Below are 24,618 nucleotides of genomic sequence, written 5' to 3'. Positions count from 1 at the left end.
GCGATGAGCGAGCCGAACCCGGCAGCCCGGCTCGCCGAGCCGCCTGCCCGCGAACCAGCAGCCCCGGTCTCCGGCCGCCGCGCCGACCTCCTCGCCGTGGCGGCCGCCGCGGCGCTCGTCGCCGCGGCCACCGCCGTCGGGCTGTACTACAACCGGCCGAACTCCGGCGTGGTCATCTTCGTTTCCTCGCCGCCGTTGTTCGCCGACTGGCTGCCGCACGTCGGGCCAGGCTCGGTGTTCGCCGTGCTCGTCGCGATCGCGGTCGTGCTGCACGGTCCGACCCTGGCCGCGCGCCTGCCGTGGCGGGGCGCGCTCGCCGCCGGCTACCTCGCCTCGCTCACCTGGATCTTTTCGCTGGCCATGGTCGACGGCTGGGCCCGCGGGTTCGCCGGCCACCTCGCCATCCCGCAGGAGTACCTCCACGAGGTTCCCGGGATCACCGACATCCCGCGGATGCTGCGCGAGTTCTCCTCCCGCATCCTCGACTTCCAGCCGAACTCCTGGACGACGCACGTGTCCGGGCACCCGCCGGGCGCGACGCTCGTCTTCGTCTGGCTGGACCGGCTCGGCCTGCACGGCGGCGCGTGGGCGGCCACGGCCGTCGTGCTCGTCGGCAGCCTGGTCGCGGTGGCCGTGCCGGCCACGGTCGCCCTGCTCGGCCGGCCCGAGGTGGCGCGCGAGGTGCTGCCGTTCGCCGTCCTCACCCCCGGCGCGGTGTGGATCGGCGTGTCCGCGGACGGCCTGTTCGCCGGCGTGACCGCCACCGGGCTGGCCCTGCTCGCGCTGTCGGCAACGGGGTTCGCCCGCGGCCGCCGGTACGCCGTTCCGGCCGGGCTGGCCGCCGGCCTCCTGCTCGGCTTCGGCATCTTCCTGTCCTACGGCCTGGTGCTGCTGGGCGTGCTCGCGCTGGCCGTCGCCGTCCTCGGCAGGCAGTGGCGGGCGGCGGCGCTCGCAATCGCCGCGGCGCTGGCCGTCGTGGGCGTCTTCGCCCGGGCCGGTTTCTGGTGGCTCGACGGCTACCACCTGGTCGTCGAGCGCTACTACCAGGGCGTCGCGCTGGTCCGGCCGTACTCGTACTGGGTGTGGGCCGACCTCGCCGCGGTCACCGTCGCCCTCGGCCCCGCGGTGGTGGCCGCCGTCCGGCGGGGACTGGGCTCCTCCCCGCGCCGGGCCCTGCTCACCGACCCGGTGCTCCTGCTCGGCCTCGCCGCCCTGGCCGCCATTCTCTTCGCCGACGTCTCGGGCCTGTCGAAGGCCGAGACCGAACGGATCTGGCTACCGTTCGGGGCGTGGTTGCTGCCGATGACGGCGTTGCTGCCGCGGCCCGGGCGCCGGTGGTGGCTGGCCGCGCAAGCGGTGACGGCCCTGGCCGTCAACCACCTGCTGCTGACGGGCTGGTGAGGGAGACGTGATGGACGAACAGGCCGGGCGGGTGCTCGTGGTGGACGACGACGAGACGGTCCGCGACGTCGTCCGCCGCTACCTCGAGGTGGCCGGGTTCACCGTCGACATGGCCGGCGACGGCGGCGAAGGACTGGCGAAGTTCGCCGCCCACGAGCCCGACCTGGTCGTCCTCGACGTCATGATGCCGGGGATCAACGGCCTCGAGGTGTGCCGGCGGCTGCGCCAGGTGAGCCAGGTCCCGATCGTCATGCTGACCGCACTCGGCGAGGAGGAGAACCGCATCGCCGGGCTCCAGCTCGGCGCCGACGACTACGTGACGAAACCCTTCAGCCCCAAGGAACTCGCCCTCCGCGTGGCGTCGGTGCTGCGCCGCGCCCGGATGCCCCGCCCGGAGCCGGCCGCCGCGGAACTCGTGGACGGCACCCTGCGCCTGCAGATGAAGGCGCGGACCGCGACCCTCGGCGGCCGCGAACTGCCGCTCACCACGCGGGAGTTCGACCTGCTGGCGTTCTTCCTCGCCCACCCCGGCGTCGCCTACTCGCGCGCGGACCTGCTCGAGAAGGTGTGGAGCTGGGACTTCGGCGACCAGTCCACAGTGACCGTCCACGTGCGACGGCTCCGCGAGAAGATCGAGCGCAACCCGGCCAAGCCGACCCGGGTGGCGACCGTGTGGGGTGTCGGCTACCGCTACGACCGGGAGCAGTCGTGATCGGCTCTGGCGAACCCTTCGCGGAGATGCTGTCGCATCTCTGGCACATCCTGCCGCTGGCCCTGCTGTTCTCGCTGCCGGTCGCGGCACTGGGCGGCGTGTCGCTGTACTACCTGCGCCGCGGTTCGCTGGCCACCACGCTGACGGTGCTGGTGCTGATCCCGGTGCTCGCCACGCTGGTCGGCGTCCTGGGCATCAGCGGGTTCATGTTCACCCCGGCGCTGACCACGATGCTGCTGGTCTGCCTGCTCGTCGCGCTGGTCACCGTGCCCGCGGCCATCATCCTCGGCCGGGCCATCGCCCGCCGCAGCGTGTGGGAACGGGAGGCGCGCGAGCGGGAACGCGCCGCCGAGGCGTCGCGGCGCGAGCTGGTCGCCTGGATCAGCCACGACCTGCGCAGCCCCCTGGCCGGCATCCAGGCGATGGCCGAGGCACTGGCCGACGGCGTGGTGTCCGAACGCGCCGAGGTCGCGGACTACGCCCAGCGGATCAGCGGCGAGACCCAGCGCCTGTCCGCGATGGTCGGCGACCTGTTCGAACTCTCGCGGATCACCGCGGGCGCCTTGGAGCTCACGATGTCCGCGGTGCCGCTGCGGGACGTGGTGAGCGACGCCGTCGCCGCCCAGGCGCCGGTCGCCTACCGCAAGCGGGTGCGCGTGCTCGCCAGCGCGTCGACCTGGCCGGTGGTGACCGGCAGCGACCCGGAACTGGCCCGGATCGTGCGGAACCTGGTGTCCAACGCGATCCGCCACACCCCACCGGACGGGACGGTCGCCGTGCAGATCGGCGTGGACGGCGACGAGGCCCTGCTCGCCGTCGACGACTCCTGCGGCGGCATCCCGGACGACGAGATCACCCGGGTGTTCGACGTCGCCTTCCGGGGGACGCAGGCCCGGACACCGGAGCGCAGTGGGACGACCAGCGGTGGCGGGCTCGGGCTGGCCATCGCGAAGGGGCTGGTCGAGGCGCACCGGGGGCGGATCGGGGTGCACAACCACGGGCCGGGGTGCCGGTTCGAGGTGCGGCTGCCGCTCGCGATGCCCTAGGCGAGTGACCTCAAAGCCAGAGGAGCAGGGTGGTTGATCGTGCTTCGGTAGGAGGTGGCGGTCTTGTCGAAGCGGGTGGCGATGGCACGGAATTGCTCTAGTCGGTTGAAGCAGTGCTCGACGACGTTGCGGCGCCGGTAGGCGACACGGCCGAAGGCCGGTGGGCGGCCGCCGGCCCGGCCCCGGCGCAGCCGGTGGGCTCGTTGGTCCCGGCGTTCGGGAATCGTCGCCGGGATGTGCCGTCGGCACAGGTAGGAACCGATGGCCCGGCTGGAACAGCCCTTGTCCGCCAGCACCGGGACCGGGGTGGCGGAACTCGATACCCGCCATGACCGCGGTGAACTGGGTGCTGTCGTTGATGTTGCCGCCGGTCAGCACCACCGACAGCGGCCGTCCGTGGCCGTCCGTGGCCGTCGCAGGCCAGGTGGATCTTGGTGGTGAGTTCGCCGGGGACCGGCCGATGGCATGATCACCTGGCTCGCTGTGCCCGCGCGGCAGGATCTGTTCGCCCCCGGTGTGGGACGCGGTCCTGGGGCGGGCGCCGACGGCGTGCCGATGCGCCCGCACGATGCTGGAATCGACCGAGACCTCCCGGTGCTCACGGCGATCTGCGACCACGACGGCGCGTGCCGCCGGGGTGGTCAGGGTGAGACGGGTGCCCGGAGTTCGGCCGTGGCGAAGTCGGCGATGCCCTCTGCGAACCCGACCTGTGCGGTGAACCCGAGCAGGTTGCGGGCGCGGGCGGGGTCGGCCACCACGTGGCGGACGTCGGCCGGGCGGGCGCCGCCGATGATCTGGGGGGCCGGGCCTTGGCTGGCTCGGGACAGCTCCGCGGCCAGGTCGCCCACCGTGTGCGGGGTGCCGGAGCAGATGTTCACCGGGGTGATGTCGGCTTCCGGGCCTTCGGTGTGCAGGGCCAGGACGTTCGCCCGCGCCACGTCGTGGACGTGGATGAAGTCGCGCTGCTGGCGGCCGTCCTCCAGGACGCGGGGTGCCTCGCCTCGGGCCAGTGCCGAACGGAACAGGGATGCCACGCCGGCGTACGGCGTGTTCTGGGGCATCCGCGGGCCGTAGACGTTGTGGTAGCGCATCGCCCACACGCTGCCGCCCGTCTGCCGCGCCCAGGCGCCCGCCAGGTGTTCCTGGGCCAGCTTCGTCGCCGCGTACGTGCTGCGGGGGTTCAGCGGCGCGTCCTCCGGCACCAGCTGCCAGCTCAGCTCCGCCTCGCAGGACGGGCAGCGCGGCTCGAACCGGCCTGCGTCCACATCGGACCGGCGGCGGGGTGACGGCGCCACGACGCCGTCGTCCGGGCACGCGTACCGGCCTTCGCCGTAGACGACCATCGAGGACGCCAGTACCAGTTTGCGCACGCCGGCCGCGTGCATGCCGGCCAGGAGCACCGCCGTGCCGTAGTCGTTGTGCAGGGCGTACGACGGCGCGTCCGACGGGTCGACGCCGTGCCCGACCACCGCGGCCTGGTGGCAGACCGCGTCGGCGCCGTCCAGCAGCTCCGCGACGATCTCCGCGTCCGTGACGTCGCCGCGCAGGAATCGGTGCCTGCCGGTGTACGGCGGCGGGGTGCGGGACCCGTGGGCCGTCTGGAGGAGGTTGTCCAGCACCACGACCTCGTCGCCGCCGTCGGCCAGGAGATCGGCGATGTGGGACCCGATGAACCCGGCTCCGCCGGTGACCAGTACGCGCACACCGGCCACGCTAGGGGCGCCGGCCCGGGTCCGCTCACGGCCGGGACGGCACGTCACGGAATCGTCAGAACTCACCCGGCACCTCCCGGCGCCCGGCCGCCGAAACCGGCTACGGTGGGCGCCATGGAACGGAGTGCACAACGGCTGGGCCGGGCCCTCGTGGTCATCGTGGACGATCGCGTGGCGCACGGCGAGCACGAGGACACCAGCGGCCCGTTGGTCACGGAGCTGCTCGAAGAAGCGGGCTTCATCGTCGACGGTGTCGTGGTCGTCGAGGCCGAGACCGCGGGTATCCGCAACGCGCTCAACACCGCCGTGATCGGCGGCGCCGATCTGGTGATCACCGTCGGCGGGACCGGTGTGCTGCCGCGTGACCGCACGCCCGACGCCACCGCCGGTGTGCTCGACCGGCCCATCCCGGGCATCAGCGAGGCCATCCGCGCCTCCGGGCTGGCCGCCGGAGCCGTGGACGCGGGCATCTCGCGCGGGCTGGCCGGAGTGTCCGGCAGCACGCTCGTGGTCAACCTCGCCGGGTCGCGGTCGGCGGTGCGCGACGGGATGGCGACGCTGACGTCGCTGGTGCCGCACGTGATCGACGAGCTTTCGGGCCTCGAAGAGGTTTGATCTTCGTTTTGCCGGGCCGGGGTGGCGGATTTCGCCGCTCCCGGCCCGTGGCGTGCCTGGGACAATCCGAGGGGCCTTCGGATCGGGTTGTCGACGTTCACTGTGGAGTTGTCAAAGAACACGCCGTGGGACACTGGGGGCATGCCGGGCGAACAGCGCAAACCCCAGACCAGTGAGCAGCGCCGCCGGGCGGACGAGATCTTCGGGGACGTCCTGCCCGAGACGACCTCCGACGAACGCGATCCGGAGCGGCGCACCGGTCTCCCGGACGACTGGTACCGGGAGAACCGGCCACCGCACCACGACCGCTGACCGCCGTCAGCCGCGGTTTTCGTCGCGCTGGTTCTGGGCCCGCAGCAGGTCGCGGATCTCGATCAGCAGCTCGACGTCCGTCGGCTCCGACGGGCCCGGCTCCTGGCCGCGCTTGCGGCGGTCCTGCACCTTCTTGACCGGCAGCACGATCACGAAGTAGACCACCGCCGCGACCAGCACGAAGTTGATTGCCGCGTTGATGACGCCGCCGAAGTCCAGGAACGTCGCCTTGTTGTTGTCGAAGATCTGGTAACCCAGGCCGTTCGCCGCGTCCGTGCCGCCGATCGTGCTGATCAGGGGCTTGATCAGGCCATTGGTGAACGCCGTGACGATCGCCGTGAACGCCGAGCCGATGACCACCGCCACGGCGAGGTCGACGACGTTGCCGCGCATCAGGAAGTCCTTGAAACCTTTGAACACCTTGATCTCCTCACGAACCGGGAAGGGGACGCCGCTGCCCGTCTCGGCGGGCGCGGGCTAGCGGAGAGTAACCGTTACCGGACGCTCCAGTGAAATCGCCGCCACCCTCGTCGCGGTCGCTTCCGGCAGCCGCAGCAGCACCAACGCCCCTTTGGCCGTGGTCGGCTCCTGGTGCCCGACCCCCACCACCGTGGCCCCGCCGGCCAGCACCGACGCCGGCGCTCCCGGCTCCGGTGCGGCCACGACGTCGACGCGCCGGCCGGGGCCCAGCAGTTCGGCGACGCCCGCGTCGGCCAGCCGGACCGGCACGGTCGCCGTCCCGGGATCACCCGGCGCGGGGATGGCCGCCAGCCGGACGTCGGTCAGCGGTTCGCCGGCCCGGACGGCGCCCGCCAGCAGGCGCCCGTCGACGGCGTCGAGGGAGCTCAACACGCCCGTGGGACGTGCTTGATCGGGGAGGTCGGCCAGCCGGACGTCGGCAGCGCGCAGCGTCGCGCCGGAAGGGAGGTCGTGGGCCGCGAGGACGGTCGGGGCGCCTCGCGCGGAGCCGGGGTTGATGACCAGCACCGCACCGGTCAGCAGCAGGCAGGCGGCGAGCCAGCGGCGGATCAGCCGCGTCCGCCGGCCGTGCAGCCGGGTGAGATCGGGTAGGCGGAACTTCGCCAGGACGTCCACGGTGCCCCCTCGGTCGGATCGAGTGCGACGCCGCGCCGCACAAGATCGACGTTAGGGAAGCCGGACGGGCCGCCGGAAGGGCCTCGTCCGGCATCTGTGGACAACCGGGGTGTTGTGGATAACTCGGGCCTCAGGAGGCCGCGGCGGCCGTCTTCGTCGTGCTCGAGGAGGAAGATGCCGCGCTCGTGTCCGACTTCGACTCCGTCTTGGTCTCGGTCTTCGCCGGGGTCGCGGCGGTGCTCGACTTGCTCGAGTCGCGCGAGTCGGTGCGGTAGAACCCGCTTCCCTTGAAGACGACGCCGACCGAGCTGAAGACCTTGCGCAGCGCCCCGGAGCACTGCGGGCACACGGTCAGGCTGGGGTCCGAGAACGACTGCACGGCTTCGAACCGGTGGTCGCATTCTTTGCAGGCGTACTGGTACGTAGGCACTGACGGCTCCTTTGCTGGCACTCATCCGACTTGAGTGCCAACCCGATTGTGCGGGAAAACCTTCCCCGAAAGCAATTCCTGGTTGCTCACACCGGCAGTTCGACCACGCCTCGACCGGGCGTCAAGGCCCCGGTCATGCGCACGTCGTGCGCTTCCCCGGGCAGCCGTTCCACCAGTTCTTCGTCCCGGACGACCGCCACCAGCGCGGCGCCGGCCGAGGCGAAGACCAGCGAGCGATCGTAGTGACCCGCGCCGCGCCCGAGCCGGACGCCCCGGTGATCCACGGCCAGCGCGGGCACCAGCACCAGCTCCGCCGCGCCCACGGCGTCCGCACCCAGGCGTTTCCCACCCGGTTCGCGGATGCCGCGGAACCGGCTGGGCACCAGATCGGCCTCGCCCGCGTACTCGGCCCACTCGAGCGGATCCGTCCGCGAAAGGATCACGGGCAGCAGCACCCGCGCGCCGCCGGCCACCAGCGCGTCGACGAGCGCCGTCGTGCCCGGTTCCGTGCCGAACGGGAGGTAGGCGCACACGGTCTTCGCTGTGACCTTCGACACCGCCTCGACCAGCGCCGACGCCTCCCGCGCGTGGGATTCGGCAGCCTGGTCCGCCCGTGCGCGCAGCAGCCGGTCGCGCCACTCCGTCTTGCTCAGGTGCTCATTGCCCAGCGCATGCATGACCTCACGTTAGGCTTTGCGCCCATGACGGGCGCCGCAACCTCCCAGACGTTCAGAACCGCCATCGTGCCTGCCGCCGGCCTCGGGACACGGTTCCTCCCGGCGACGAAGGCCGTGCCCAAGGAGCTCCTGCCGGTGGTGGACACCCCCGGTATCGAGCTGGTCGCGGCCGAGGCCGCCGCCGCCGGCGCGGAACGCCTGGTCATCGTGACCTCACCGGGCAAGGACGCCGTCGTCCGCTACTTCGAGAAGCAGCCGGAGCTGGAGCAGAACCTCGAGGCCAAGGGCAAGACCGACCTGCTCGAGAAGGTTCGCCGCGGCTCCGATCTGCTCGCCGTCGAAACCGCCATCCAGGAGCAGGCCCTCGGCCTCGGCCACGCCGTCGCGCAGGCCGAACCGAACCTGCGCCCGGACGACGAAGCCGTCGCCGTGCTGCTCCCGGACGACCTGGTGCTCCCCACCGGCGTGCTCGAAAAGATGAGCGCGGTCCGCGCCGAGTTCGGCGGCAGCGTGCTCTGCGCCTTCGACATCCCGAAGGCCGAGATCTCGCCGTACGGCGTCTTCGACGTCAGCGACACCGAAGATGACGACGTCAAGCGCGTGCACGGGATGGTCGAGAAGCCGAAGCCGGAGGACGCGCCGTCGACCTACGCCGCGGCCGGCCGGTACCTGCTCGACCGGGCGATCTTCGACGCGCTCAAGCGCATCACCCCGGGCAGCGGCGGCGAGCTGCAGCTGACCGACGCGGTCGCGCTGCTGATCACCGAAGGACACCCGGTGCACGTCGTCGTCCACCGCGGTGGACGCCACGACCTGGGGAATCCGGGTGGTTTCCTGCGCGCCGCGGTCGATTTCGCGCTGGAAACGCCCGAGTACGGTCCATCTTTACGGGCGTGGCTGACGGAACGGATCGGGACAGAGCGCCCATGACGGAATCCCTCGACGCGGCGCGGCCCGAGGTGGCCGAGGAGGAGGCCGAGTTCCGCTCGGTCGACGCGCAGATCGCGATGACGCTGGACGCGGCCGTCCGGCCCCAGCCGGTGCGGGTGGCGATCTCCGAGGCCCAGGGCCTGCTCTGCGCCGAGGAGGTGGTCGCCGAGCACGCGCTGCCCGGGTTCGACCAGGCCGCGATCGACGGGTACGCCGTGCGCAGCGTCGACGTCCGCAACGCCGGGCAGGAGCCGGTGCAGCTGCCGGTCGTCGGGGAGATCGCGGCGGGTTCACGCCAGCCGCGGCGGCTCCAGCCCGGCCAGGCCGTGCGCGTCGACACCGGCGCGCCGCTGCCGACGCTGGCCGACGCCGTCGTCCCGCTCGCCTACACCGACGGGCACCAGGCCAAGGTCACCGTGCACCGGTCGGTGCCGTCGGCGGGGTACGTCCGGCGGGCGGGCGAGGACGTGCAGATCGGCGACGTCGCGGTGCGCCGCGGCGACACGATCGGCTCGGCCCAGGTGGGCCTGCTGGCCGCGGTCGGGCGGGCGAAGGTCCTCGTCTACCCGCGGCCGCGGGTGTCGATCGTGTCGGTCGGCGACGAGCTGGTCGACATCGACCGGACGCCGTCGGTCGGGCAGGTCTACGACGTCAACTCCTACGCGCTGTCCGCGGCCGCCCGGGACGCGGGCGCCGAGGTCAGCCGGGTCGGCATCGTGGCGAGCGAGCCGAAGCGGCTGCGGGAGGTCGTCGAGGGCCGCCTGCTGATGTCGGAGATCGTCGTGGTCGCGGGCGGCGCCGGGGGCGCCACCGGCGACGAGGTCCACGCCGCGCTGTCCGACCTCGGCCGGATCGACATGACGCGGGTGGCGATGCACCCCGGCTCGGTGCAGGGGTTCGGCCGGCTCGGCCCCGACTCGGTGCCGACGTTCCTCATCCCGGGCAATCCGATGAGCGCGCTGGTGGTGTTCGAGGTGCTGGTGCGGCCGCTGATCCGGGCGGCGCGCGGGACGCGCAACCCGCACCGGCGGATCGTCGGCGCGCGGCTGCTGTCGCCGATCACCTCGACCGAGGGCCGGCGCGGGTTCCTGCGCGGCCAGCTGCTGCGCGACGAGGCCAACGGCGAATACCTCGTCCAGCCGCTCGGCCAGTCCGGAGCGCACCTGCTCGCGTCGCTGGCCGAGGCGAACTGCCTGATCAACGTCCCGGAAGAACTGACCGAGGTGGCCGCGGGCGACCAGGTCCAGGTCACTTTCCTGGCCCAACGGGCCTGATGAACTCCGTGTCGGGCGTGTCCTACCCGGTCGAGAGCCGGCACCCGGGCTGGCCGGCGCGGCTCGGCCCGCTGCGCGTGCCCGCGGGCGAGGTCGCGGTCCGGCCGGTCTGGCTGCGCGACGCCGGCGAGTGGAGCCGGATCCGGCTCCGGGACCGCGCGCACCTCGAAATGTGGGAACCCACCGGCGTCGGCCCGTGGCCCGAACGCAACGCCTTCTGGTCGTGGCCGTCGCAGTGGGCGGCACTGCGCTCGCTCGCTCGGCGTGGTCAGTGCCTGCCGTTCACGATCACCCTGGACGGTCGTCTCGCGGGCCAGATCACTGTGGGTAACGTCATCCGGGCGTCGCTCCGGTCGGCCTGGATCGGCTACTGGGTGTCGTCCGACGTAGTCCGCGGCGGGGTGGCGACGGCCGCCGTCGCGCTCGTGACCGACCACGCCTTCACTTCGGGCGGGCTGCACCGGCTGGAGGCCACGGTGCGCCCGGAAAACGCCGCCAGCCTGCGGGTTCTCACCAAGGCGGGCTATCGGCAAGAGGGCTTGTTCGAGCGCTACCTGGACGTTGCGGGGGCCTGGCGCGACCACTACTGCTTCGCCGTCACGCGCGAAGAGACGGGCGCCGGGCTGGTGTCGCGGCTGGTGGCCGCGGGCCGAGCCGACTACGCCTGACCGTGATTACCCACCCGGGTCAGTAGCTGCGTTACCACATGCTGTGAGTTTCACCTAATCCGGTGAGCCTTTTCCGTGATCGAACCCGGCGAGTCTGCGCCCGATCTGTTACTCCTGTGACTAACGTGATTTCTGGTGGAAGGATCGGGGGAGGTGACGGGAGATGCCCAGCTCCGTGATCATCGTCGCGCTCGCCGCGGCATGGCTCGTCGTACTCGTGCCCATGGTCGCGCGACGGCGGCAGCAGGTCGCGAGAACGGCCGACTCGGCGCTCGCGGCCAGGGTCGTGCGCAGTGGACGCAACGAGGACCGGGAGGAATTCGCCATGTCCGACGACCTCGGGAAGTCCCGGCCTTCGGTCGAGGACGACCTGGCCGAGCTGGAGGCCGAGCTCGAACTCGACGACGACCACGGCGAACAGGAGCCTGACCCGGACCCGCTCCCGCAGCCGAAGCACGGCTCACGGGCCGAGCGCGACCGGCCCGGCTACCGGCCCGGCCGCGGCGGCTTCGACCCGGAAGCCGCCGAGATCGCGGCCCGCGCGAAGTACGGCTTCCGGCAGCGCATCGTGGTCATCCTGCTGGTCATCGCGGTGGCCACCGGCCTCATCGCCGGCTTCGTCGTCCCGATGGCCTGGTGGGGCCACGGCGTGGTCGACGTCGTCCTCGTCGGCTACCTCGTCTACCTGCGCCGCCAGGTGCGCATCGAAGAGGAGATCCGGCAGCGCCGGCTCGCCCGCTTCAACGGCACCCGCGCGCCTCGCCGCCCGTCCGCTCCCGCGCCCGCGGTGCCGGACGAGGACCACGAGCCGGAGGAAGAGGTCGACGTCGTCGAGCCGGTCCGCCGCGAGGTGGTCGAGCGCCGCCCGTCCCCGACATCCCGCGTCCGCCGCAGCGCGGTCGTCGTCGACCTGGACGACGAGGACCCGGCGTTCGAGGAACTCGACGAGCCCGGGACCGGCCCGTACCGCCGCGCGGTCGGCGAGTGACCCCCCGGTTCGATGTGCTCGTAGGGCACTGCTAAGCTCTACGAGCACAACCAAGGGGCTGTAGCGCAGTTGGTAGCGCGTCTCGTTCGCATCGAGAAGGTCAGGGGTTCGATTCCCCTCAGCTCCACTCGCTTCGCAGGAGAGCCCTGTTTGCCCTTCAGGCAAACGGGGCTCTTCTCGTTGTGTCTCTTGGGGGTCGGACCCCCAAGCCCCCGCCAGGGGGCTCCGCCCCCTGGACCCCCGATCGTGGTTGCGTTTTGGTTGGCCGTCCACTTTGGAGTGGGCGGCCTTTTTGGTGTCGCTGGGTTACTGGCGGGTAGCTTGTTGCTGGTGTATCGGGAACTTGATACGGGTGGGCAACGTCGTTCTCGGTTGGATCCCTGGCATGGTCCAAAGCGAACCTGTGGGAACCCTTGGTCGTCGTGGGGCTGTCTTGGCCGGTGTTGCTGTCTATGGGTGTGGGGGTGATGAGGCCGCCTTGGTTCGTGAGGTGGCTTCTCGGCTTGGGGTTCGGGTCACCGTTACCGAAGATGCCCTGTGTGAGGGCAATGTTGGGGCTGCCGGCTGGGCTCGGTGTGTCAGTGTTGGGCACAAGGCCTCTGTCTCCGCCGCTGTTCTTCGGGGGCTTGCCCGAGTTGGGGTTCGGTACCTCTCCACTCGGAGCGTGGGGGTTGATCACATTGATGTCGCCTGTGCTGCTCAGGTTGGGATCTCCGTGGGGAATGTTGCCTACTCTCCGGACAGCGTTGCCGACTACACCCTGATGTTGATGCTCATGGCCTTCCGGGATGTCAAGGCCGTGCTCCGGCGGGCTGAGGCCGGGGACTTTCGGCTTGGGGCTCGGGGGAAAGAACTGCGGGATCTTACCGTGGGGGTTGTCGGGACCGGGCGGATCGGGTCCGCTGTTGTGGAACGGTTGCGGGCCTTTGGAGGGCGCGTTGTTGCCTTTGACAGCTCTCCTCGGGCTGCCGTTGACTACGTGCCCCTTGATGAACTGCTTCGGGTCAGTGACATTGTCACGCTTCATGCGCCGCTCACCGATGAGACTTGGCATCTTCTTGATCGGCGGCGGCTTGGGCTTGTGAAGGCCGGTGCTTTTGTTGTCAACACCGGGCGTGGGGCGCTCATTGACACCGATGCTCTTGTCTCCGCGCTGGAGAGTGGGCGGTTGGGTGGGGCCGCCTTGGATGTTCTCGAGGGGGAAGAGGGCGTCTTCTACTCCGACTGCCGGGGTAAGGACCTGGGAAGCCGGCTAGGGCGGTTGCAAGGGCTCCCGAATGTTCTTGTCACTCCGCACATTGCCTACTACACCGATCGTGCCCTGCGGGACACCGTCGAAAACTCGATTCTCAACTGCCTTGACTTCGAAAGTGGGGCTCTGCATGGGTAAGCTCAAGGTCGGGATTCTGTTCGGGGGGCGCTCCGAGGAACATCCCGTCTCCGTGAAATCCGCGCAGGCGGTTGCGCGGCATCTTGACGCCGAACGGTACGAACCCGTCTGGGTCGGGGTCGCCCGGGATGGGGCCTGGAAACTCTGCGATGGGCCCGACGCCGGTTGGGAAGACGGCCGGGAGGTCGTTCTGGGGCGGCGGCTGCTCGTTCTTGATGATGGGAAGTACGAAAGCGTCGAGCTGGATGTTGTTCTGCCCGTTCTGCACGGCAAGCTCGGGGAAGATGGGGCCGTTCAGGGCCTGCTCGAACTGTCCGGGATTCCCTACGCCGGTTGTGATGTGCAGAGTTCCGCTCTGTGCATGGACAAATCTCTCGCGTACGTCGTCGCGCGGAGTGCGGGGATTGGGACGCCGGACTTCTGGGTTGTCGGGGAGGACGTCGATCCGAAGCAGTTCAGCTATCCCGTCTTCGTCAAGCCTGCTCGTTCGGGGTCGTCGTTCGGGGTCAGCAAGGTTTCCGGCGAGGAAGAACTGGTGGGCGCGGTGAGAGGCGCTGCGCATTATGACGACAAGGTTCTCGTCGAGGCGGCCGTCGTCGGGAGTGAGGTCGGGTGTGCCGTGCTCGGGAACGGCTCCGACCTCTTCGTCGGGGAGGTGGACCGGATCGCCCTGTCGCACGGGTTCTTCCGGATCCACCAGGAAGACTCGCCCGAAACCGGCTCGGAGAACTCGACGCCCATCGTTCCCGCCGACGTCCCGGCCGAGACACGGCTACTGGTCCAGGAAACCGCCAAGGCCATCTACCGCGCACTCGGGTGCCGGGGGCTCGCCCGGGTCGACATGTTCCTCAAGGACGATGGGACCGTGGCGCTCAACGAGGTCAACACGCTGCCCGGCCTCACCTCCTACAGCCGGTACCCCCGGATGATGGCCGCCGCCGGGGTGTCGCTGTCCGACCTGATCGACCGGGTCGTCTCGCTGGCCGTGAGGGGCCGATGAACGACGACTTCGCCTTCGTCGACGAGCTCGTCCCCCGGATCCGGTGGGACGCCAAGTACGCCACCTGGGACAACTTCACCGGGAAGCCCGTCGACGGCTACCTCGTCAACCGGATCGCCGGCACGACCACCCTGTGCGCCGCCCTCGCCGAAGCGCAGGAAAAGGCCGCCTCCCTCGGGTTCGGGCTGCTGCTCTGGGACGGCTACCGGCCGCGACGCGCCGTCGAGTGCTTCCTGCGGTGGGTGGACCAGCCCGAAGACGGCCGGACGAAGCTGTGGCACTACCCGAACCTCGATCGCGCCGCGATGTTCGCCAAGGGGTACGTCGCGATGAAGTCCGGGCACAGCCGCGGCAGCACCGTCGACCTCACCCTCTACCACCTCGTCACCGGCGAACTCGCCTCGATGGGCGGCGGCCACGACCTGATGGACCCGATCTCGCACCACGGCGCCCGCGGTGTCTCCGGGCTCGACGCCGGGAACCGCCGGTACCTGCGGTCCATCATGGAGGACTGCGGGTTCGCCGCCTACGAGCGCGAGTGGTGGCACTACCGCCTCGAGGACGAGCCCTACCCGGACACCTACTTCGACTTCCCCGTCGGCTAGCCCGCCGGCAGCCGGACGGTCACCCGGAGGCCGCCCGACGGGAGGGGCGTCAGCGTGAGCGTTCCGTCGTGCGCCTGCGTGATGCTCTGGACGATCGCCAGGCCGAGGCCCACCCCGGCGTGGTCCGCGCGGATGCGTTCGGTGCCGCGCTGGAACGGCTCCGTCAGGGTCGACACCAGCTGCGGCGGCAGCGGCTCGCCCGTGTTCTCCACCGTCAGCACGACCGACCTGCCGCGGACGGTCGTCGTCAGGTGCACCACCCCCGACGGGACGTTGTGGACGATCGCGTTGTGCAGCAGGTTCGTGGTCAGCTGCAGCAGGAGCGCCTCCGAACCGATGGCCGGGGCCAGCTCGCCGGACGTCTCGATCGTGACGCCGTGCTTCTCCGCCAGGGGCAGCAGCGTTTCGGCCGCTTCCTCCACGGTCAGGGACAGGTCGACGCGGTCGCGGCGGAACGACCGCTGGTCGGCCCGGCTGAGCAGCAGCAGCGCCTCGGTGAGGCGGATCGCCCGGGTGTTGACGACGTGCAGGCGTTCGTCGAGCTCGTCCGTCGGGCGGTTCGGGTCGTTGCGGGCGACGTCGAGGAGGCTCTGCGTGATCGCCAGCGGTGTGCGCAGCTCGTGGGACGCGTTGGCCGCGAAGCGCCGCTGCTCGGCGACGTGCGCTTCGAGGCGGGCGAGCATCGTGTCGAACGCGTCGGCCAGTTCGCGGAACTCGTCCGTGCGGCCCGGGAGGCGGACGCGGTGGGCGAGCGAGCCGGTCGCGGCCAGGCGGGTGGCGTCGGTGATCCGGGTCAGCGGGGCGAGCATCCGCCCCGCCAGCAGCCACCCGCCGAGCAGGCCGAACACCAGCAGGAAGACGATCACCGCGGCCATGAACGGCACGAAGGCGCGCACCAGGACCGACCGGTTGATCCAGAAGTTGCCGTCGGTGCGGATCCAGCCGCTGGGCAGGAAGTACAGGTAGAAGGCCAGCACGGCGCCCATGAGCAGGATGCCCGCGAGCATCACGAACCCGGCGTAGCTCAGGGTGAGCTTGAGCCGGGCGCTCGGCCCGGGCGCCCTATCCACGCCGCTCGCCGCCGGTGTCGATGCGGTAGCCGACGCCCGGCACGGTCGCGATGATGCCGGGCTCACCGAGGCGCTTGCGCAGGACCGAGACCGTGATGCGCACGGCGTTGGTGAACGGGTCCGCGTTCTCGTCCCACGCCCGCTCCAGCAGCTCCTCGGCGCTGATCACCCCGCCTTCGGCCGCGACGAGCACCTCGAGCACGGCGAACTGCTTCCTGGTCAGCGCCACGTACCGGCCGTCGCGGTAGACCTCGCGGCGGAACGGGTCCAGGCGCAGGCCCGCGAGCTCGCGCACCGGCGGCCGGCTGTGGGCGCGCCGGCGGTCGAGGGCCCGCAGCCGGAGCACCAGTTCCCGCAGCTCGAACGGCTTCGTCAGGTAGTCGTCGGCGCCGAGCTCGAAGCCGGACGCCTTGTCGTCGAGCCGGTCGGCCGCGGTGAGCATCAGGATCGGCGTGCCGCGGCCGGAGGCGACGATGCGGGCGGCGACCTCGTCGCCGGACGGGCCGGGGATGTCCCGGTCGAGGACGGCGATGTCGTAGCTGGTGACGCTCAGCAGCTCCAGTGCGGTGTCGCCGTCGCCGGCGATGTCCGCCGCGATCGCCTCCAGCCGGAGGCCGTCGCGGATGGCGTCGGCCAGGTAGGGCTCGTCCTCGACGATCAGCACACGCACGCTCCCGATGCTACGAGCCGCGCCCTATCGCCGGCGTATCGGAAAGCGCAGACGAGGGGGCAACACCGCGCGGCCTTGACTGCCGCTATGAGCATGACCGTCCTCGGCCCGGAACACGGCGCGCTGCCGGACGGCGCCTCGGTTTCCGACGACGCCTGCCCCGCCGTGGCCCGCCTCGATCCCGCCCTGCTCGGCGCCCTCCGCCGGGCCGCCGCGGACGCCGCGGCCGACGGCGTCCGGTTCGTCGTCAACGGCGGCTGGCGATCCCGCGCCTACCAGGAGCACCTGCGCCGCCGAGCGGTCGCGAAGTACGGCTCCGAGCAGGAAGCGGCCCGCTGGGTGACGACGCCCGACACGTCCGCGCACGTGCAGGGGAAGGCCGTCGACGTCGGGCCCGCCGAGGCGCGGGCGTGGCTTTCCGAGCACGGCGCAAGGTACGGGTTGTGCCGGATCTACCGCAACGAACCCTGGCACTACGAGCTGCGTCCGGACGCCGTCGAGCACGGCTGCCCGCCCATGTACGCCGACCCCTCGCACGACCCGCGGACGCGGCGGTGAGCGTCACCGGGCCAGGTGCTTGCGGACGTCCTCGGCCACGGCGGCCCGTCCGCTCATCCGGTACTTGGCCAGGATGCCGCGGACGTGGCTCTTCACCGTGTGCAGGCTGACGCCGAGTTCGCGCGCGATCTGGTCGTTCGGCAGGTCGTTGCCGAGCAGCACGGCGACACCCTGCTCGGCCGCGGTGAGCGACCGGAAGCGTTCCTCCGGGCCGTTGTCGATGTTGAGGGTCAGCTCCATGAGGTCGGACTGCAGCTGCTGGCAGTCGGTGACGATGCGCTGCAGAGCCTCCCTCAGCGTCGCCGGATCGGGTGAGGGCAGCGCGTCCTGCGCTCGCTGTCGCACGTCCGCCACGCGCGAGGACAGGAACTCGACGATGTGGTCGGCGGTCACCAGCTGCGGTGTTCCGGCGACGCCGGCCGGCAACCGGCGGAGCGCGTCCAGGTCCTCCGCCTCCTTGGTCAGCACGCGGGCGACCAGGTCGGCCAGCCATTCGAACGCGCGCACGGAGTTGTCGTCGAACGTGTCCGCCTCGTAGCTCTGCATCGACATCATGCCGAACACCACCGGCTCGCCGTCGGGCCCGCGGCGGAACAGCGGGGTGGTGACGGCGTCGGCGGACGCCCGGCGCGTGTCCCCGGCGGGGACGCCGGCGTGCAGGGCGGCGCCGCTGTCGTACTGCATCCGGTAGGTCTGGCGGTGCTTGAGCAGCCAGGCGGCCTGGCCGTGCGGCCCGTAGATGTGCGACTCCGGGTCGGTGAACAGGCCGCTGTCGTAGCCGTAGGGGTAGCGGACCCGGTTGGCGCCGTGGAAGAAGCCGACGTAGAAGTGGTCGAGCGGCACGATCTTGCTCATCACCGCGCGGGCGTAGTCGTAGAGCCCGTAGTGGTCGGTGCGGTAGTTGGCGTCGATCTTGTGGAACGCCTCCCGCAGGATCAGCGTCGTCTCGGCGTCCACCCGGAGCCGGGCGGGCGGTCCCGATTCGGCCGGCGGCATCCCCACCTCATCCTCCGGCGCACGGGCCGCGGCGGCCGGCTCGCTCCGCGAGCGATGGAGGAACCCGCCCTCCCGCTGTCAGTGTTGACGGGCGAGAGGACGGGGAGGAGCGGCCATGGAGACCCATTGACAGTCAGGAAAGCGTCTTCAGCCAGCTGGTCACCACCGCGTAGTACGTCGGCGCGTTGGGGGCGTAGTTGATCGCGTGGCCGTAGCCGTTGAGGATGTACGTCTGCAGCGGCCCGCCGAAGAACGGGGCTTCCGACGCGCGCAGGGCCTCCGGGGACGAGCAGTCGCTGCCCAGCGTTCCGCAGAAGTGCGGGTCGTTGCCGACCACCAGCAGCACCGGGACCGTGATCTGCTGGGACGCCGGGGTGACCACCGTGGTCAGGGTCAGGCTGTCCACGGCTTCGGTGGCCGCGAAGACGTCCTTTGTGGACTCGTCGTAGGCGATCGCGCCCGCGTCGTAGGGACCCGGGGTGTGGAAGGCGGTGTAGCGCGTTCCCGGGTCCGTCGTCAGGTAGCCCGCGTCGAGGCCGCGGGGGGCCAGGGCCGGGTCCAGCGGGGCCGGGATCATCTGGGCCAGCACCGGGATCACCGTGATCAGGTTCATCCGGTGCGTCATGCCGGTGACCAGGACGCCGTCGACGTCGTGGTAGCGGCCCGCTTCGATCATCGCCATCGCCGCCCCGATCGAGTGGCCGCCGACGACCACCTTCGCGAAGCGGGCGTGGATCGACTGGATCACCTGGTGCGCCGCCACCGCCTGGGCGGACGCGCTCAGCAGCGTGCTCAGCGGCTTCGAGCTGCTGCCCGTGCCGAGCCGGTCCAGGGCCAGCGTCGCGATGCCCGCCTGGTTCGCGGCCAGGCGGAACGACCGGATCTCCGGCGTGTAGCCGATGTCCCAGTAGGTCGCGTTGTACGTGCCGCCGGGGATCAGCACCACCACCGTCGACGCGCCGGGCGGGGCGCACAGGCGGCCGTGCATCGTCTGCGGGAGCAGGGCCACCGTGACCGGGACGGAGAGGTCCTCGCACGTCGTCGCCGCGACGGCCGGGACCGGATTCAGGAACGCCGCCAGCAGCAGGAAAACGGCAGCACAAAGACGGAGACGGAACACGGGGGAAGGACCTCCAGCTAGCGGGGGACTGCCGTCATCGGCAGGCGGTCGGGGTAGGCGGCGGAGGTGAACTTCACGCGCACCGGCCGGCCCGGGACGGGGACCAGCCGCCACCGCGCGGCCACCGTGGCCACCGTGATGACGATTTCGTTCTGGGCGAAGCGGTTTCCGATGCACTGCCGGGTGCCCGCCCCGAACGGGACGAACGCGCCCTTCGGCACCGCGGCCGCCCGGTCCGGCGCCCAGCGGCCGGGATCGAACCGGTCCGGGTCGGGGAACGACGCGGGGTCGTGGTGCAGCGCGTGCGGGCTGACGATCACCTCGGCACCCGCCGGCAGCCGCACGCCACCGAGGTCGACCTCGGTCAGGGTCCGGCGCATCAGCATCCAGAGCGGGTACAGCCGCAGCACCTCGTCGACCACCTGCCGGACGTAGGTGAGCCGGGTGAGGTCGTCGACGGTGACCGGGCGGCCGCCCAGCACCTCGTCGACCTCGGCGTGCACCCGCGCCTCGACGTCCGGGTGCCGGCCGAGCTCGTGGAACGTCCAGGCCAGGGCCAGTGCGGTCGTCTCGATGCCCGCGGTGAGCAGGGTGAGCACCTCGTCCCGCGCCTGCTCGTCGGTCATGCCGGCCAGCAGCAACGTCGAAAGCAGGTCGCCGTGGTCGATGCCCTCGCGCCGCCAGTCGCGGATCACCTCGAGCACGATTCCCTGCATCCGGCCGATCGCCTCGTCGAACCGGCGGTTCCCGGGCACCGGAAGCTTTTCGACGAACTTCGGCGACAACGCGCGAATCATTCCCTGCTGGATGATGACGTAAATCGACCGGCGGGCTTCTTCGATCGCCGCCTTTCCCAGGTCGGTGGAAAACAGCGCCTCGCCGACGATCGTCACGGCCAGGCTCTGCATGTCCTCGTCGATCTCCCGCACCTCGCCGGCCTGCCACGCGCCGGCCAGGTCCGCCGCCGCGCGCCGCATGATGTCCGCGTAGGCGGCCAGGCGGTCGCGGTGGAACGCCGGCTGCATCAGCCGCCGTTGCCGAAGGTGGAAATCGCCGTTCGAAAGCACCAAGCCATTTCCGACGAACGGCCGGAACTTGTCGAACATCGCCCCCTTGCGGAACTTCGGCCCCTCCGTGACCAGCACTTCGTGGGCCAGCCGCGGGCTGGCGACGAAGTGGACGGGCGCCGGGCCGAGCCGGAGTTCGACGATCTCGCCGTGCTCGTGCAATGCGTCGGTGAATGCGAAGCGTTGCCGCAGCAGTGCCGGAGTGTGCCCGAGAAAAGGCCACCGGCCCGGTGCGACCGGGACGCTCATGCGGACTCCTCGTTGCGCCATTGTGTGGATTTCCCAAGGAGACGGCCCACGGTAGGCGCGTTCAGTCGAACGGGACAGTGCCCGATCGGGTGGTGTGCACTCACGCGGATGGCGCAGTAGCCGGACCGCGGGGAATCGCTAAGCTCTTTCCGATCCGACGTAACGAGAAGGTGTTCTTCGTGACCCGATCACCGGAATGGGTTCCACCGGGTGTCGATATCTCCGTGCCGAGTATCGCGCGCACTTACGACTTCATGCTCGGCGGCGGCCACAACTTCGCCGTCGATCGCGCGGTCGGCGAGCAGATCGAGCGCGTGATGCCCGGCCTGCGCGACTCCGCGCGCGTGAACCGGGCGTTCCTCGGGCGGGCGGTGCGGTACATGACGGCCCACGGGATCCGGCAGTTCCTCGACATCGGGTCCGGCATCCCGACGGTGGCGAACGTCCACGAGGTGGCCCAGGCGCAGGACCCGGGGTGCCGGGTGGTGTACGTCGACCGCGACCCGGTGGCGGTCGCGCACAGCGAACTGATGCTCGCGGGCAACGACCGCGCGGCCGTCGTGCAGGCCGACATGCGGGACCCGGAGAAGATCCTGGACGCCCCGCAGGTGCACGGGCTGCTCGACCTCGACGAACCGATCGGGTTGCTGATGCTGCTGATGCTGCACTGGGTTCCGGACGAGTCCGAACCGCTCGAGCTCGTCGGCCGCTACCGCGCGGCGCTGGCGCCCGGCAGTTTCCTCGCGCTCACCCACGTCACCGGGGACCACCAGGGCGAAAACCTCGGCGAAGCCACCGAAGTGATCAAGGAAAGCCGCAGTCCGGATCAGGTGACCCTGCGGACGCACGCCGAGATTTCGACGTTGTTCACCGGTTTCGAACTCGTCGAACCCGGCCTGGTCGGCTGCGGGGAATGGCGGCCGGCCGGCCCGGCGGACATCGCCGACGCCGCGGCGATGAACATGCTGGTTTACGCCGGAATCGGCCGCAAGAACTGAGCGGGCACCCCGAAATGCCGATGACCGACCACCAGCCGGAACAGTCCGCCGTTCCCGATCCGGAACGCGGGCGGTCCCTGCTCGCCCGGAAATGGGCGTACCTGCTCAGCGGCGTGACGGTCGTGTCGCTGAGCCGGGAGGAGCTCGACGAAGAACTGCGCGGCCTGCTCGACACGTTGTGCGAGGCGCTTTGCCGCCCTTCGGCGGACACGGTCCCGGCCGAGCGGATCGGCGCGCGGCTGGTCGCGCTCGGCTACGTCGGCGAGCCCGGGCTGCGGTGCACGCTCGACGTCCTCGGCAAGGGCCTGCCCGCGTTGCCCGAACTGCGGGCGGCGGAGCGGGCCACCGAGCGGATCGTGCCGGCGCTGGGCGCGCTGTCCTGCGGTTTCCTGCTCGCGCACGAGCGCAACGTCCTCGACCAGCAGGAGATCATGCACCTTTCGCTGCTGAAGGCGGTGCGGGACGCCCAGTGGAACCTCAAGCAGAGCGAAGCGCGCTTCGACGAGGTCGTGACGTCGTCGGCGAGCGGCATCGCGGTCGTCGCCCTGAACGGCCGGATCGTGCGCGCCAACGCGGCGCTGGCCGAGATGCTCGGGCACCCGTCCGGCGAGCTGACCGGTTCGGTGCTCTACGACGTCGTCCACCCCGAGTCCGTCGACGTCCTGCGCGACGCGATGCTGGCGCTGCTGGACGGCGGCAAGGAACGGATCCGGCAGACGCAGCGGCTGCTGCGCCGGGACGGCGACGTCGTCCGCATCTCGCTCACGGCGTCGCTGCTGCGCGACGCCGAAGACCAGCCGGCCCACTTCGTCGTCGTGATCGAGGACGGCACCGAGCTGATGCTGCTGCAGGGCGAGCTCAGCCGGCAGGCGCTGCACGACGTGCTCACCGGGCTGCCGAACCGGCAGTACTTCGGCACCCACCTGGAGACGGCGTTGCGGCGCGCGGACCCGGCGTACGGTGTCACGCTGTTCCACGTCGACCTCGACGCGTTCGGCATGGTCTGCAACAGCCTCGGCCGCCGCGTCGGCGAGCAGCTGCTGGTGCACTTCGCGCAGCGGCTGAAGGCGGTGATGTCGCGGGAAAACGCGATGATCGCGCGGTTCCACAGCGACGAGTTCGGCATCCTGGTCGAGAACACCGCGACGACCCCCGACATCGACACCATCGTGCGCGCGATCAACGACGAGCTCGCCGAGCCGTTCTTCGTCGACGGGCACGGGCTGGCGCTGTCGGCCAGCGCCGGCGTGGTGCACCGGCCGGCGAAGGGCATCGACCCGCTCGAGCTGCTGCGCCAGGCGGACCAGACGCTGCGGCGCGCCAAGGCCCGGCGGCGCGGCCAGTGGAAGATGTTCGACCGGGACGCCGACGCGCACGACCGGCAGACGCAGGCTCGGGCCGTCGGGATGGCCGGCGCGTGGGAACACGGCGAGATCGGCGTGCGGTACCGGCCGGTGGCGCGGCTGGCGGACGGCGGGCTCGCCGGCGTCGAAGCCCGCCTGCACTGGGACCGGCCGGAGGACACGGCGCTGTCGCACGAATGCTGTGTCGAGCTCGCCGAGTCGACCGGGCTGATCCTGCCGCTCGGGGACTGGCTGCTGCGCGCGGCGGGCCGCCAGGGCGAATGGTGGCGGCAGCGCGCGGGGTTCGGCCTGCCGATGGTCGCCGGCCTGACCGGGCACCAGGTGTCGGACGACGCGCTCGGGACGCGCGTGACGCGGCTGCTGGCCGACACCGGGCTGCCGCCGGAGCAGCTGCTGGTCGGCGTCCCGGTCGGCGCGCTGCCGGTGGCCGGCGTCATCGAGAACGTCACCGCGCTGGCCGACCTCGGCGTGCGGGTGATGCTCGACGAGTTCGGGCTGGGGCCGGACGACCTGCGGGCGGTGGAGGACCTGCCGGTGGACATCGTGCGCGTCGACCGGCGGCTCGCCGAGTGGCAGGCGTGGTCGGACTCGACGTTCCTCGGGGCCCTGGTGCCGCTGGTCCGGCGGGTCGGCGCGACGCTGGTCGTCGACGGGATCCACACCGAAGAGCAGGCGGACTGGTGGCGCACGGCCGGCGCCGAGCTGGCGACGGGCGACTACTTCGGCGTCGCCAGGCCACCGGCCGAGCTCGCCGGGCAGTTCGCGGGCACCTGAGGCTGCCACCGCGTCAGCCCGACGGCGACCAGGACGACGGCCATGCCGCCGACGACCCGGGGCGTCAGCGGTTCGCCGAGGAAGAGCGCGCCGAGCCCGACCGACACCACGGGCAGCAGGTAGCCGACGGTCGCCGCGGCGGTCGGGCCTTCGTCGGCGATGATGCGGTAGTTGAGGTAGAAGGTGATCCCGGTCCCGAAGACGCCGAGGATGAGCACGGCGACGACGGCGGTGAGCGTCAGGTGCGGCGCCGCTTGCGCGACCGGCAGCGCGAGGGCGGTCAGGGCAGTGGCGGTCATGAGCTGCGCGGCCGAGAGCGCGAGCGGGGCGCCGTCCGGCGGCAGTTTCCTTGCCATGTAAGCGAAAGCGATGGCGTAACTGAGGCCGGCGCCGAGCAGGGCGAGCGCGCCGGTGCTCAGCAGGCCGGATTGCTGCCACGGCGCGAAGATGACGACGATGCCGGCGAAGCCGAGGACCAGCCCGAGCAGCCTGACGGGGGTGAGCCGGCGTTCGGTGCCGAGGGTGACGCCGATCAGCAGCGACCACAACGGGGTCGTGGCGTTCATGACGCCGGCGACCCCGGAGTCGACGGTGCGCTCGCCGATGCCGAAGAGCGCGAAGGGCAGGGCGTTGCAGAAGAACGCGGCGACGACGAGCCGGGCCCAGGTACCGCGGTCGCGCGGGAGCCGTTGCCGGGCGGCGAAGGCCAGGACGAGGAGGGTGAGCGCGCCGAGGGCGCAGCGGACGAGCGTCAGGTGGACCGGGCTGAGGCCGGTCAGGGCCAGCTTGATCCAGAGGAAGCCGGAGCCCCAGAGGAGGGCGAGGACCGCGATTCGCACGACGTTTCCGCTCACGGAATCCACGGTGCCGCAGCGGTCCTATCAGAACAAGTGAAGA

Annotated in this window: 28 protein-coding genes and 1 tRNA gene; 17 read left to right on the top strand and 12 right to left on the bottom strand. The window is 71.2% G+C overall.

Annotated features, from left to right (window positions below):
• The first annotated feature begins 3 nt into the window (after positions 1 to 3).
• The 3 genes from ABZW17_RS12100 to ABZW17_RS12090 are packed head-to-tail and all read left to right on the top strand — an operon-like array spanning position 4 to position 3,159.
• The gene (locus ABZW17_RS12100; RefSeq protein WP_354812421.1) at positions 4 to 1,401 is read left to right on the top strand and encodes a hypothetical protein; all 1,398 of its coding nucleotides are present in this window, start codon (positions 4 to 6) and stop codon (positions 1,399 to 1,401) included.
• Between the two features lie 10 nt (positions 1,402 to 1,411).
• Positions 1,412 to 2,113 (top strand): response regulator transcription factor, encoded by a 702-nt coding sequence (locus ABZW17_RS12095; RefSeq protein ID WP_354812419.1) that lies wholly within the window; start codon positions 1,412 to 1,414, stop codon positions 2,111 to 2,113.
• Positions 2,110 to 3,159 (top strand): HAMP domain-containing sensor histidine kinase, encoded by a 1,050-nt coding sequence (locus tag ABZW17_RS12090; protein WP_354812418.1) that lies wholly within the window; start codon positions 2,110 to 2,112, stop codon positions 3,157 to 3,159. The genes ABZW17_RS12095 and ABZW17_RS12090 overlap by 4 nt, the downstream gene beginning before the upstream one ends.
• On the opposite strand, the gene ABZW17_RS12085 is transcribed toward ABZW17_RS12090, so the two are convergent.
• Positions 3,156 to 3,455, bottom strand: coding sequence for a hypothetical protein (locus ABZW17_RS12085; protein WP_354812416.1), 300 nt, complete (start codon positions 3,453 to 3,455; stop codon positions 3,156 to 3,158). The two genes, ABZW17_RS12090 and ABZW17_RS12085, sit on opposite strands and share 4 nt — an antisense overlap.
• A 32-nt stretch (positions 3,456 to 3,487) precedes the next feature.
• Between ABZW17_RS12085 and ABZW17_RS12080 the strand changes: the two genes are divergently transcribed.
• Positions 3,488 to 3,628, top strand: a complete 141-nt coding sequence (locus ABZW17_RS12080) for a hypothetical protein (RefSeq protein WP_354812414.1) — start codon at positions 3,488 to 3,490, stop codon at positions 3,626 to 3,628.
• Positions 3,629 to 3,800: 172 nt separating this feature from the next.
• On the opposite strand, the gene ABZW17_RS12075 is transcribed toward ABZW17_RS12080, so the two are convergent.
• Positions 3,801 to 4,862 carry an NAD-dependent epimerase/dehydratase family protein gene (locus tag ABZW17_RS12075; protein WP_354812412.1) on the bottom strand — a complete coding sequence of 354 codons (1,062 nt, stop codon included), beginning with the start codon at positions 4,860 to 4,862 and terminating at the stop codon, positions 3,801 to 3,803.
• Positions 4,863 to 4,985: 123 nt separating this feature from the next.
• Between ABZW17_RS12075 and ABZW17_RS12070 the strand changes: the two genes are divergently transcribed.
• Both ABZW17_RS12070 and ABZW17_RS12065 read left to right on the top strand, forming a co-directional pair.
• Complete coding sequence (locus ABZW17_RS12070; protein WP_072476233.1) at positions 4,986 to 5,486, top strand: MogA/MoaB family molybdenum cofactor biosynthesis protein; 501 nt, start codon at positions 4,986 to 4,988, stop codon at positions 5,484 to 5,486.
• A 141-nt stretch (positions 5,487 to 5,627) separates the two neighbouring features.
• Positions 5,628 to 5,798, top strand: a complete 171-nt coding sequence (locus ABZW17_RS12065) for a hypothetical protein (protein WP_354812410.1) — start codon at positions 5,628 to 5,630, stop codon at positions 5,796 to 5,798.
• A 6-nt stretch (positions 5,799 to 5,804) separates the two neighbouring features.
• Here ABZW17_RS12065 and mscL read toward each other — a convergent pair whose 3' ends face one another.
• The 4 genes from mscL to ABZW17_RS12045 form a co-directional block, all read right to left on the bottom strand.
• Positions 5,805 to 6,218 carry a large-conductance mechanosensitive channel protein MscL gene (gene mscL / locus ABZW17_RS12060; RefSeq protein WP_354812408.1) on the bottom strand — a complete coding sequence of 138 codons (414 nt, stop codon included), beginning with the start codon at positions 6,216 to 6,218 and terminating at the stop codon, positions 5,805 to 5,807.
• Positions 6,219 to 6,275: 57 nt separating this feature from the next.
• Positions 6,276 to 6,893 carry an SAF domain-containing protein gene (locus tag ABZW17_RS12055; protein WP_354812406.1) on the bottom strand — a complete coding sequence of 206 codons (618 nt, stop codon included), beginning with the start codon at positions 6,891 to 6,893 and terminating at the stop codon, positions 6,276 to 6,278.
• A gap of 130 nt (positions 6,894 to 7,023) precedes the next feature.
• Positions 7,024 to 7,323 (bottom strand): FmdB family zinc ribbon protein, encoded by a 300-nt coding sequence (locus ABZW17_RS12050; protein ID WP_354812404.1) that lies wholly within the window; start codon positions 7,321 to 7,323, stop codon positions 7,024 to 7,026.
• 86 nt (positions 7,324 to 7,409) lie between these two features.
• Entirely contained in the window at positions 7,410 to 8,000 is a 591-nt protein-coding gene (locus ABZW17_RS12045; RefSeq protein ID WP_354812402.1) for a 5-formyltetrahydrofolate cyclo-ligase, read from the bottom strand.
• 24 nt (positions 8,001 to 8,024) lie between these two features.
• On the opposite strand from ABZW17_RS12045, the gene ABZW17_RS12040 reads away from it, so the two are divergent.
• The 8 genes from ABZW17_RS12040 (at position 8,025) to vanX (ending at position 14,855) form a co-directional block, all read left to right on the top strand.
• Positions 8,025 to 8,930: a UTP--glucose-1-phosphate uridylyltransferase gene (locus ABZW17_RS12040; protein WP_354812400.1), complete on the top strand. Its 906-nt coding sequence runs from the start codon at positions 8,025 to 8,027 to the stop codon at positions 8,928 to 8,930.
• The gene (glp, locus tag ABZW17_RS12035; protein ID WP_354812398.1) at positions 8,927 to 10,204 is read left to right on the top strand and encodes a gephyrin-like molybdotransferase Glp; all 1,278 of its coding nucleotides are present in this window, start codon (positions 8,927 to 8,929) and stop codon (positions 10,202 to 10,204) included. Before ABZW17_RS12040 ends, glp begins: the two co-directional genes overlap by 4 nt.
• Positions 10,204 to 10,872 (top strand): GNAT family protein, encoded by a 669-nt coding sequence (locus tag ABZW17_RS12030; RefSeq protein WP_354812396.1) that lies wholly within the window; start codon positions 10,204 to 10,206, stop codon positions 10,870 to 10,872. The genes glp and ABZW17_RS12030 overlap by 1 nt, the downstream gene beginning before the upstream one ends.
• Positions 10,873 to 11,035: 163 nt before the next feature.
• Complete coding sequence (glpR, locus tag ABZW17_RS12025; protein ID WP_354812394.1) at positions 11,036 to 11,860, top strand: gephyrin-like molybdotransferase receptor GlpR; 825 nt, start codon at positions 11,036 to 11,038, stop codon at positions 11,858 to 11,860.
• A 54-nt stretch (positions 11,861 to 11,914) separates the two neighbouring features.
• A tRNA-Ala gene (locus ABZW17_RS12020) sits at positions 11,915 to 11,987 on the top strand.
• 258 nt (positions 11,988 to 12,245) lie between these two features.
• On the top strand, positions 12,246 to 13,250 hold the full coding sequence (locus tag ABZW17_RS12015; protein ID WP_354812392.1) for an NAD(P)-dependent oxidoreductase: 1,005 nt from the start codon (positions 12,246 to 12,248) through the stop codon (positions 13,248 to 13,250).
• On the top strand, positions 13,243 to 14,250 hold the full coding sequence (vanA, locus tag ABZW17_RS12010; protein ID WP_354812390.1) for a D-alanine--(R)-lactate ligase: 1,008 nt from the start codon (positions 13,243 to 13,245) through the stop codon (positions 14,248 to 14,250). The genes ABZW17_RS12015 and vanA overlap by 8 nt, the downstream gene beginning before the upstream one ends.
• Positions 14,247 to 14,855: a D-Ala-D-Ala dipeptidase VanX gene (vanX, locus tag ABZW17_RS12005; protein ID WP_354812388.1), complete on the top strand. Its 609-nt coding sequence runs from the start codon at positions 14,247 to 14,249 to the stop codon at positions 14,853 to 14,855. The genes vanA and vanX overlap by 4 nt, the downstream gene beginning before the upstream one ends.
• On the opposite strand, the gene ABZW17_RS12000 is transcribed toward vanX, so the two are convergent.
• Both ABZW17_RS12000 and ABZW17_RS11995 read right to left on the bottom strand, forming a co-directional pair.
• Positions 14,852 to 15,925, bottom strand: a complete 1,074-nt coding sequence (locus tag ABZW17_RS12000; protein ID WP_354812386.1) for a HAMP domain-containing sensor histidine kinase — start codon at positions 15,923 to 15,925, stop codon at positions 14,852 to 14,854. The two genes, vanX and ABZW17_RS12000, sit on opposite strands and share 4 nt — an antisense overlap.
• Positions 15,918 to 16,595, bottom strand: coding sequence for a response regulator transcription factor (locus ABZW17_RS11995; protein ID WP_354812384.1), 678 nt, complete (start codon positions 16,593 to 16,595; stop codon positions 15,918 to 15,920). Before ABZW17_RS11995 ends, ABZW17_RS12000 begins: the two co-directional genes overlap by 8 nt.
• A gap of 87 nt (positions 16,596 to 16,682) precedes the next feature.
• Between ABZW17_RS11995 and ABZW17_RS11990 the strand changes: the two genes are divergently transcribed.
• The gene (locus tag ABZW17_RS11990; protein ID WP_354812382.1) at positions 16,683 to 17,153 is read left to right on the top strand and encodes a M15 family metallopeptidase; all 471 of its coding nucleotides are present in this window, start codon (positions 16,683 to 16,685) and stop codon (positions 17,151 to 17,153) included.
• A gap of 3 nt (positions 17,154 to 17,156) precedes the next feature.
• Here the strand turns inward: ABZW17_RS11990 and ABZW17_RS11985 are convergent, their stop codons facing one another.
• From ABZW17_RS11985 to ABZW17_RS11975, 3 genes are all read right to left on the bottom strand, one after another.
• Entirely contained in the window at positions 17,157 to 18,149 is a 993-nt protein-coding gene (locus tag ABZW17_RS11985; RefSeq protein WP_354812380.1) for a LuxR C-terminal-related transcriptional regulator, read from the bottom strand.
• Between the two features lie 133 nt (positions 18,150 to 18,282).
• A complete protein-coding gene (locus tag ABZW17_RS11980; RefSeq protein WP_354812378.1) occupies positions 18,283 to 19,269 on the bottom strand; it encodes an alpha/beta hydrolase in 987 nt (328 codons plus the stop codon).
• A gap of 17 nt (positions 19,270 to 19,286) precedes the next feature.
• The gene (locus ABZW17_RS11975; protein WP_354812376.1) at positions 19,287 to 20,585 is read right to left on the bottom strand and encodes a cytochrome P450; all 1,299 of its coding nucleotides are present in this window, start codon (positions 20,583 to 20,585) and stop codon (positions 19,287 to 19,289) included.
• A gap of 254 nt (positions 20,586 to 20,839) precedes the next feature.
• Here ABZW17_RS11975 and ABZW17_RS11970 point away from each other — a divergent pair, with 254 nt between their 5' ends.
• Together ABZW17_RS11970 and ABZW17_RS11965 are read left to right on the top strand one after the other, a co-directional pair.
• A complete protein-coding gene (locus tag ABZW17_RS11970; RefSeq protein WP_354812529.1) occupies positions 20,840 to 21,583 on the top strand; it encodes an SAM-dependent methyltransferase in 744 nt (247 codons plus the stop codon).
• A 20-nt stretch (positions 21,584 to 21,603) separates the two neighbouring features.
• The gene (locus ABZW17_RS11965) at positions 21,604 to 23,721 is read left to right on the top strand and encodes an EAL domain-containing protein (RefSeq protein WP_354812374.1); all 2,118 of its coding nucleotides are present in this window, start codon (positions 21,604 to 21,606) and stop codon (positions 23,719 to 23,721) included.
• Here ABZW17_RS11965 and ABZW17_RS11960 read toward each other — a convergent pair.
• Complete coding sequence (locus tag ABZW17_RS11960) at positions 23,664 to 24,575, bottom strand: DMT family transporter (RefSeq protein WP_354812372.1); 912 nt, start codon at positions 24,573 to 24,575, stop codon at positions 23,664 to 23,666. The genes ABZW17_RS11965 and ABZW17_RS11960 overlap by 58 nt on opposite strands.
• Between the last annotated feature and the right edge of the window lie 43 nt (positions 24,576 to 24,618).

Origin of the sequence: Amycolatopsis sp. NPDC004625 (assembly GCF_040609695.1) — a bacterium.
GTDB lineage: Bacteria > Actinomycetota > Actinomycetes > Mycobacteriales > Pseudonocardiaceae > Amycolatopsis.
The sequence above is the reverse complement of the archived record's forward strand: the minus strand, read 5'-3'. Positions and strand labels throughout refer to the sequence as shown.

Bases quoted from the DNA above. Each gene is read 5' to 3' on its own strand.
- ABZW17_RS12100 (WP_354812421.1), top strand. From the start codon at position 4: ATGAGCGAGCCGAACCCGGCAGCCCGGCTCGCCGAGCCGCCTGCCCGC.
- ABZW17_RS12095 (WP_354812419.1), top strand. From the start codon at position 1,412: ATGGACGAACAGGCCGGGCGGGTGCTCGTGGTGGACGACGACGAGACG.
- ABZW17_RS12080 (WP_354812414.1), top strand. From the start codon at position 3,488: ATGACCGCGGTGAACTGGGTGCTGTCGTTGATGTTGCCGCCGGTCAGC.
- ABZW17_RS12070 (WP_072476233.1), top strand. From the start codon at position 4,986: ATGGAACGGAGTGCACAACGGCTGGGCCGGGCCCTCGTGGTCATCGTG.
- ABZW17_RS12065 (WP_354812410.1), top strand. From the start codon at position 5,628: ATGCCGGGCGAACAGCGCAAACCCCAGACCAGTGAGCAGCGCCGCCGG.
- ABZW17_RS12045 (WP_354812402.1), bottom strand. From the start codon at position 8,000: ATGCATGCGCTGGGCAATGAGCACCTGAGCAAGACGGAGTGGCGCGAC.
- ABZW17_RS12040 (WP_354812400.1), top strand. From the start codon at position 8,025: ATGACGGGCGCCGCAACCTCCCAGACGTTCAGAACCGCCATCGTGCCT.
- glp (WP_354812398.1), top strand. From the start codon at position 8,927: ATGACGGAATCCCTCGACGCGGCGCGGCCCGAGGTGGCCGAGGAGGAG.
- ABZW17_RS12030 (WP_354812396.1), top strand. From the start codon at position 10,204: ATGAACTCCGTGTCGGGCGTGTCCTACCCGGTCGAGAGCCGGCACCCG.
- glpR (WP_354812394.1), top strand. From the start codon at position 11,036: ATGCCCAGCTCCGTGATCATCGTCGCGCTCGCCGCGGCATGGCTCGTC.
- ABZW17_RS12015 (WP_354812392.1), top strand. From the start codon at position 12,246: ATGGTCCAAAGCGAACCTGTGGGAACCCTTGGTCGTCGTGGGGCTGTC.
- vanA (WP_354812390.1), top strand. From the start codon at position 13,243: ATGGGTAAGCTCAAGGTCGGGATTCTGTTCGGGGGGCGCTCCGAGGAA.
- vanX (WP_354812388.1), top strand. From the start codon at position 14,247: ATGAACGACGACTTCGCCTTCGTCGACGAGCTCGTCCCCCGGATCCGG.
- ABZW17_RS11990 (WP_354812382.1), top strand. From the start codon at position 16,683: ATGAGCATGACCGTCCTCGGCCCGGAACACGGCGCGCTGCCGGACGGC.
- ABZW17_RS11985 (WP_354812380.1), bottom strand. From the start codon at position 18,149: ATGCCGCCGGCCGAATCGGGACCGCCCGCCCGGCTCCGGGTGGACGCC.
- ABZW17_RS11975 (WP_354812376.1), bottom strand. From the start codon at position 20,585: ATGAGCGTCCCGGTCGCACCGGGCCGGTGGCCTTTTCTCGGGCACACT.
- ABZW17_RS11970 (WP_354812529.1), top strand. From the start codon at position 20,840: ATGCTCGGCGGCGGCCACAACTTCGCCGTCGATCGCGCGGTCGGCGAG.
- ABZW17_RS11965 (WP_354812374.1), top strand. From the start codon at position 21,604: ATGACCGACCACCAGCCGGAACAGTCCGCCGTTCCCGATCCGGAACGC.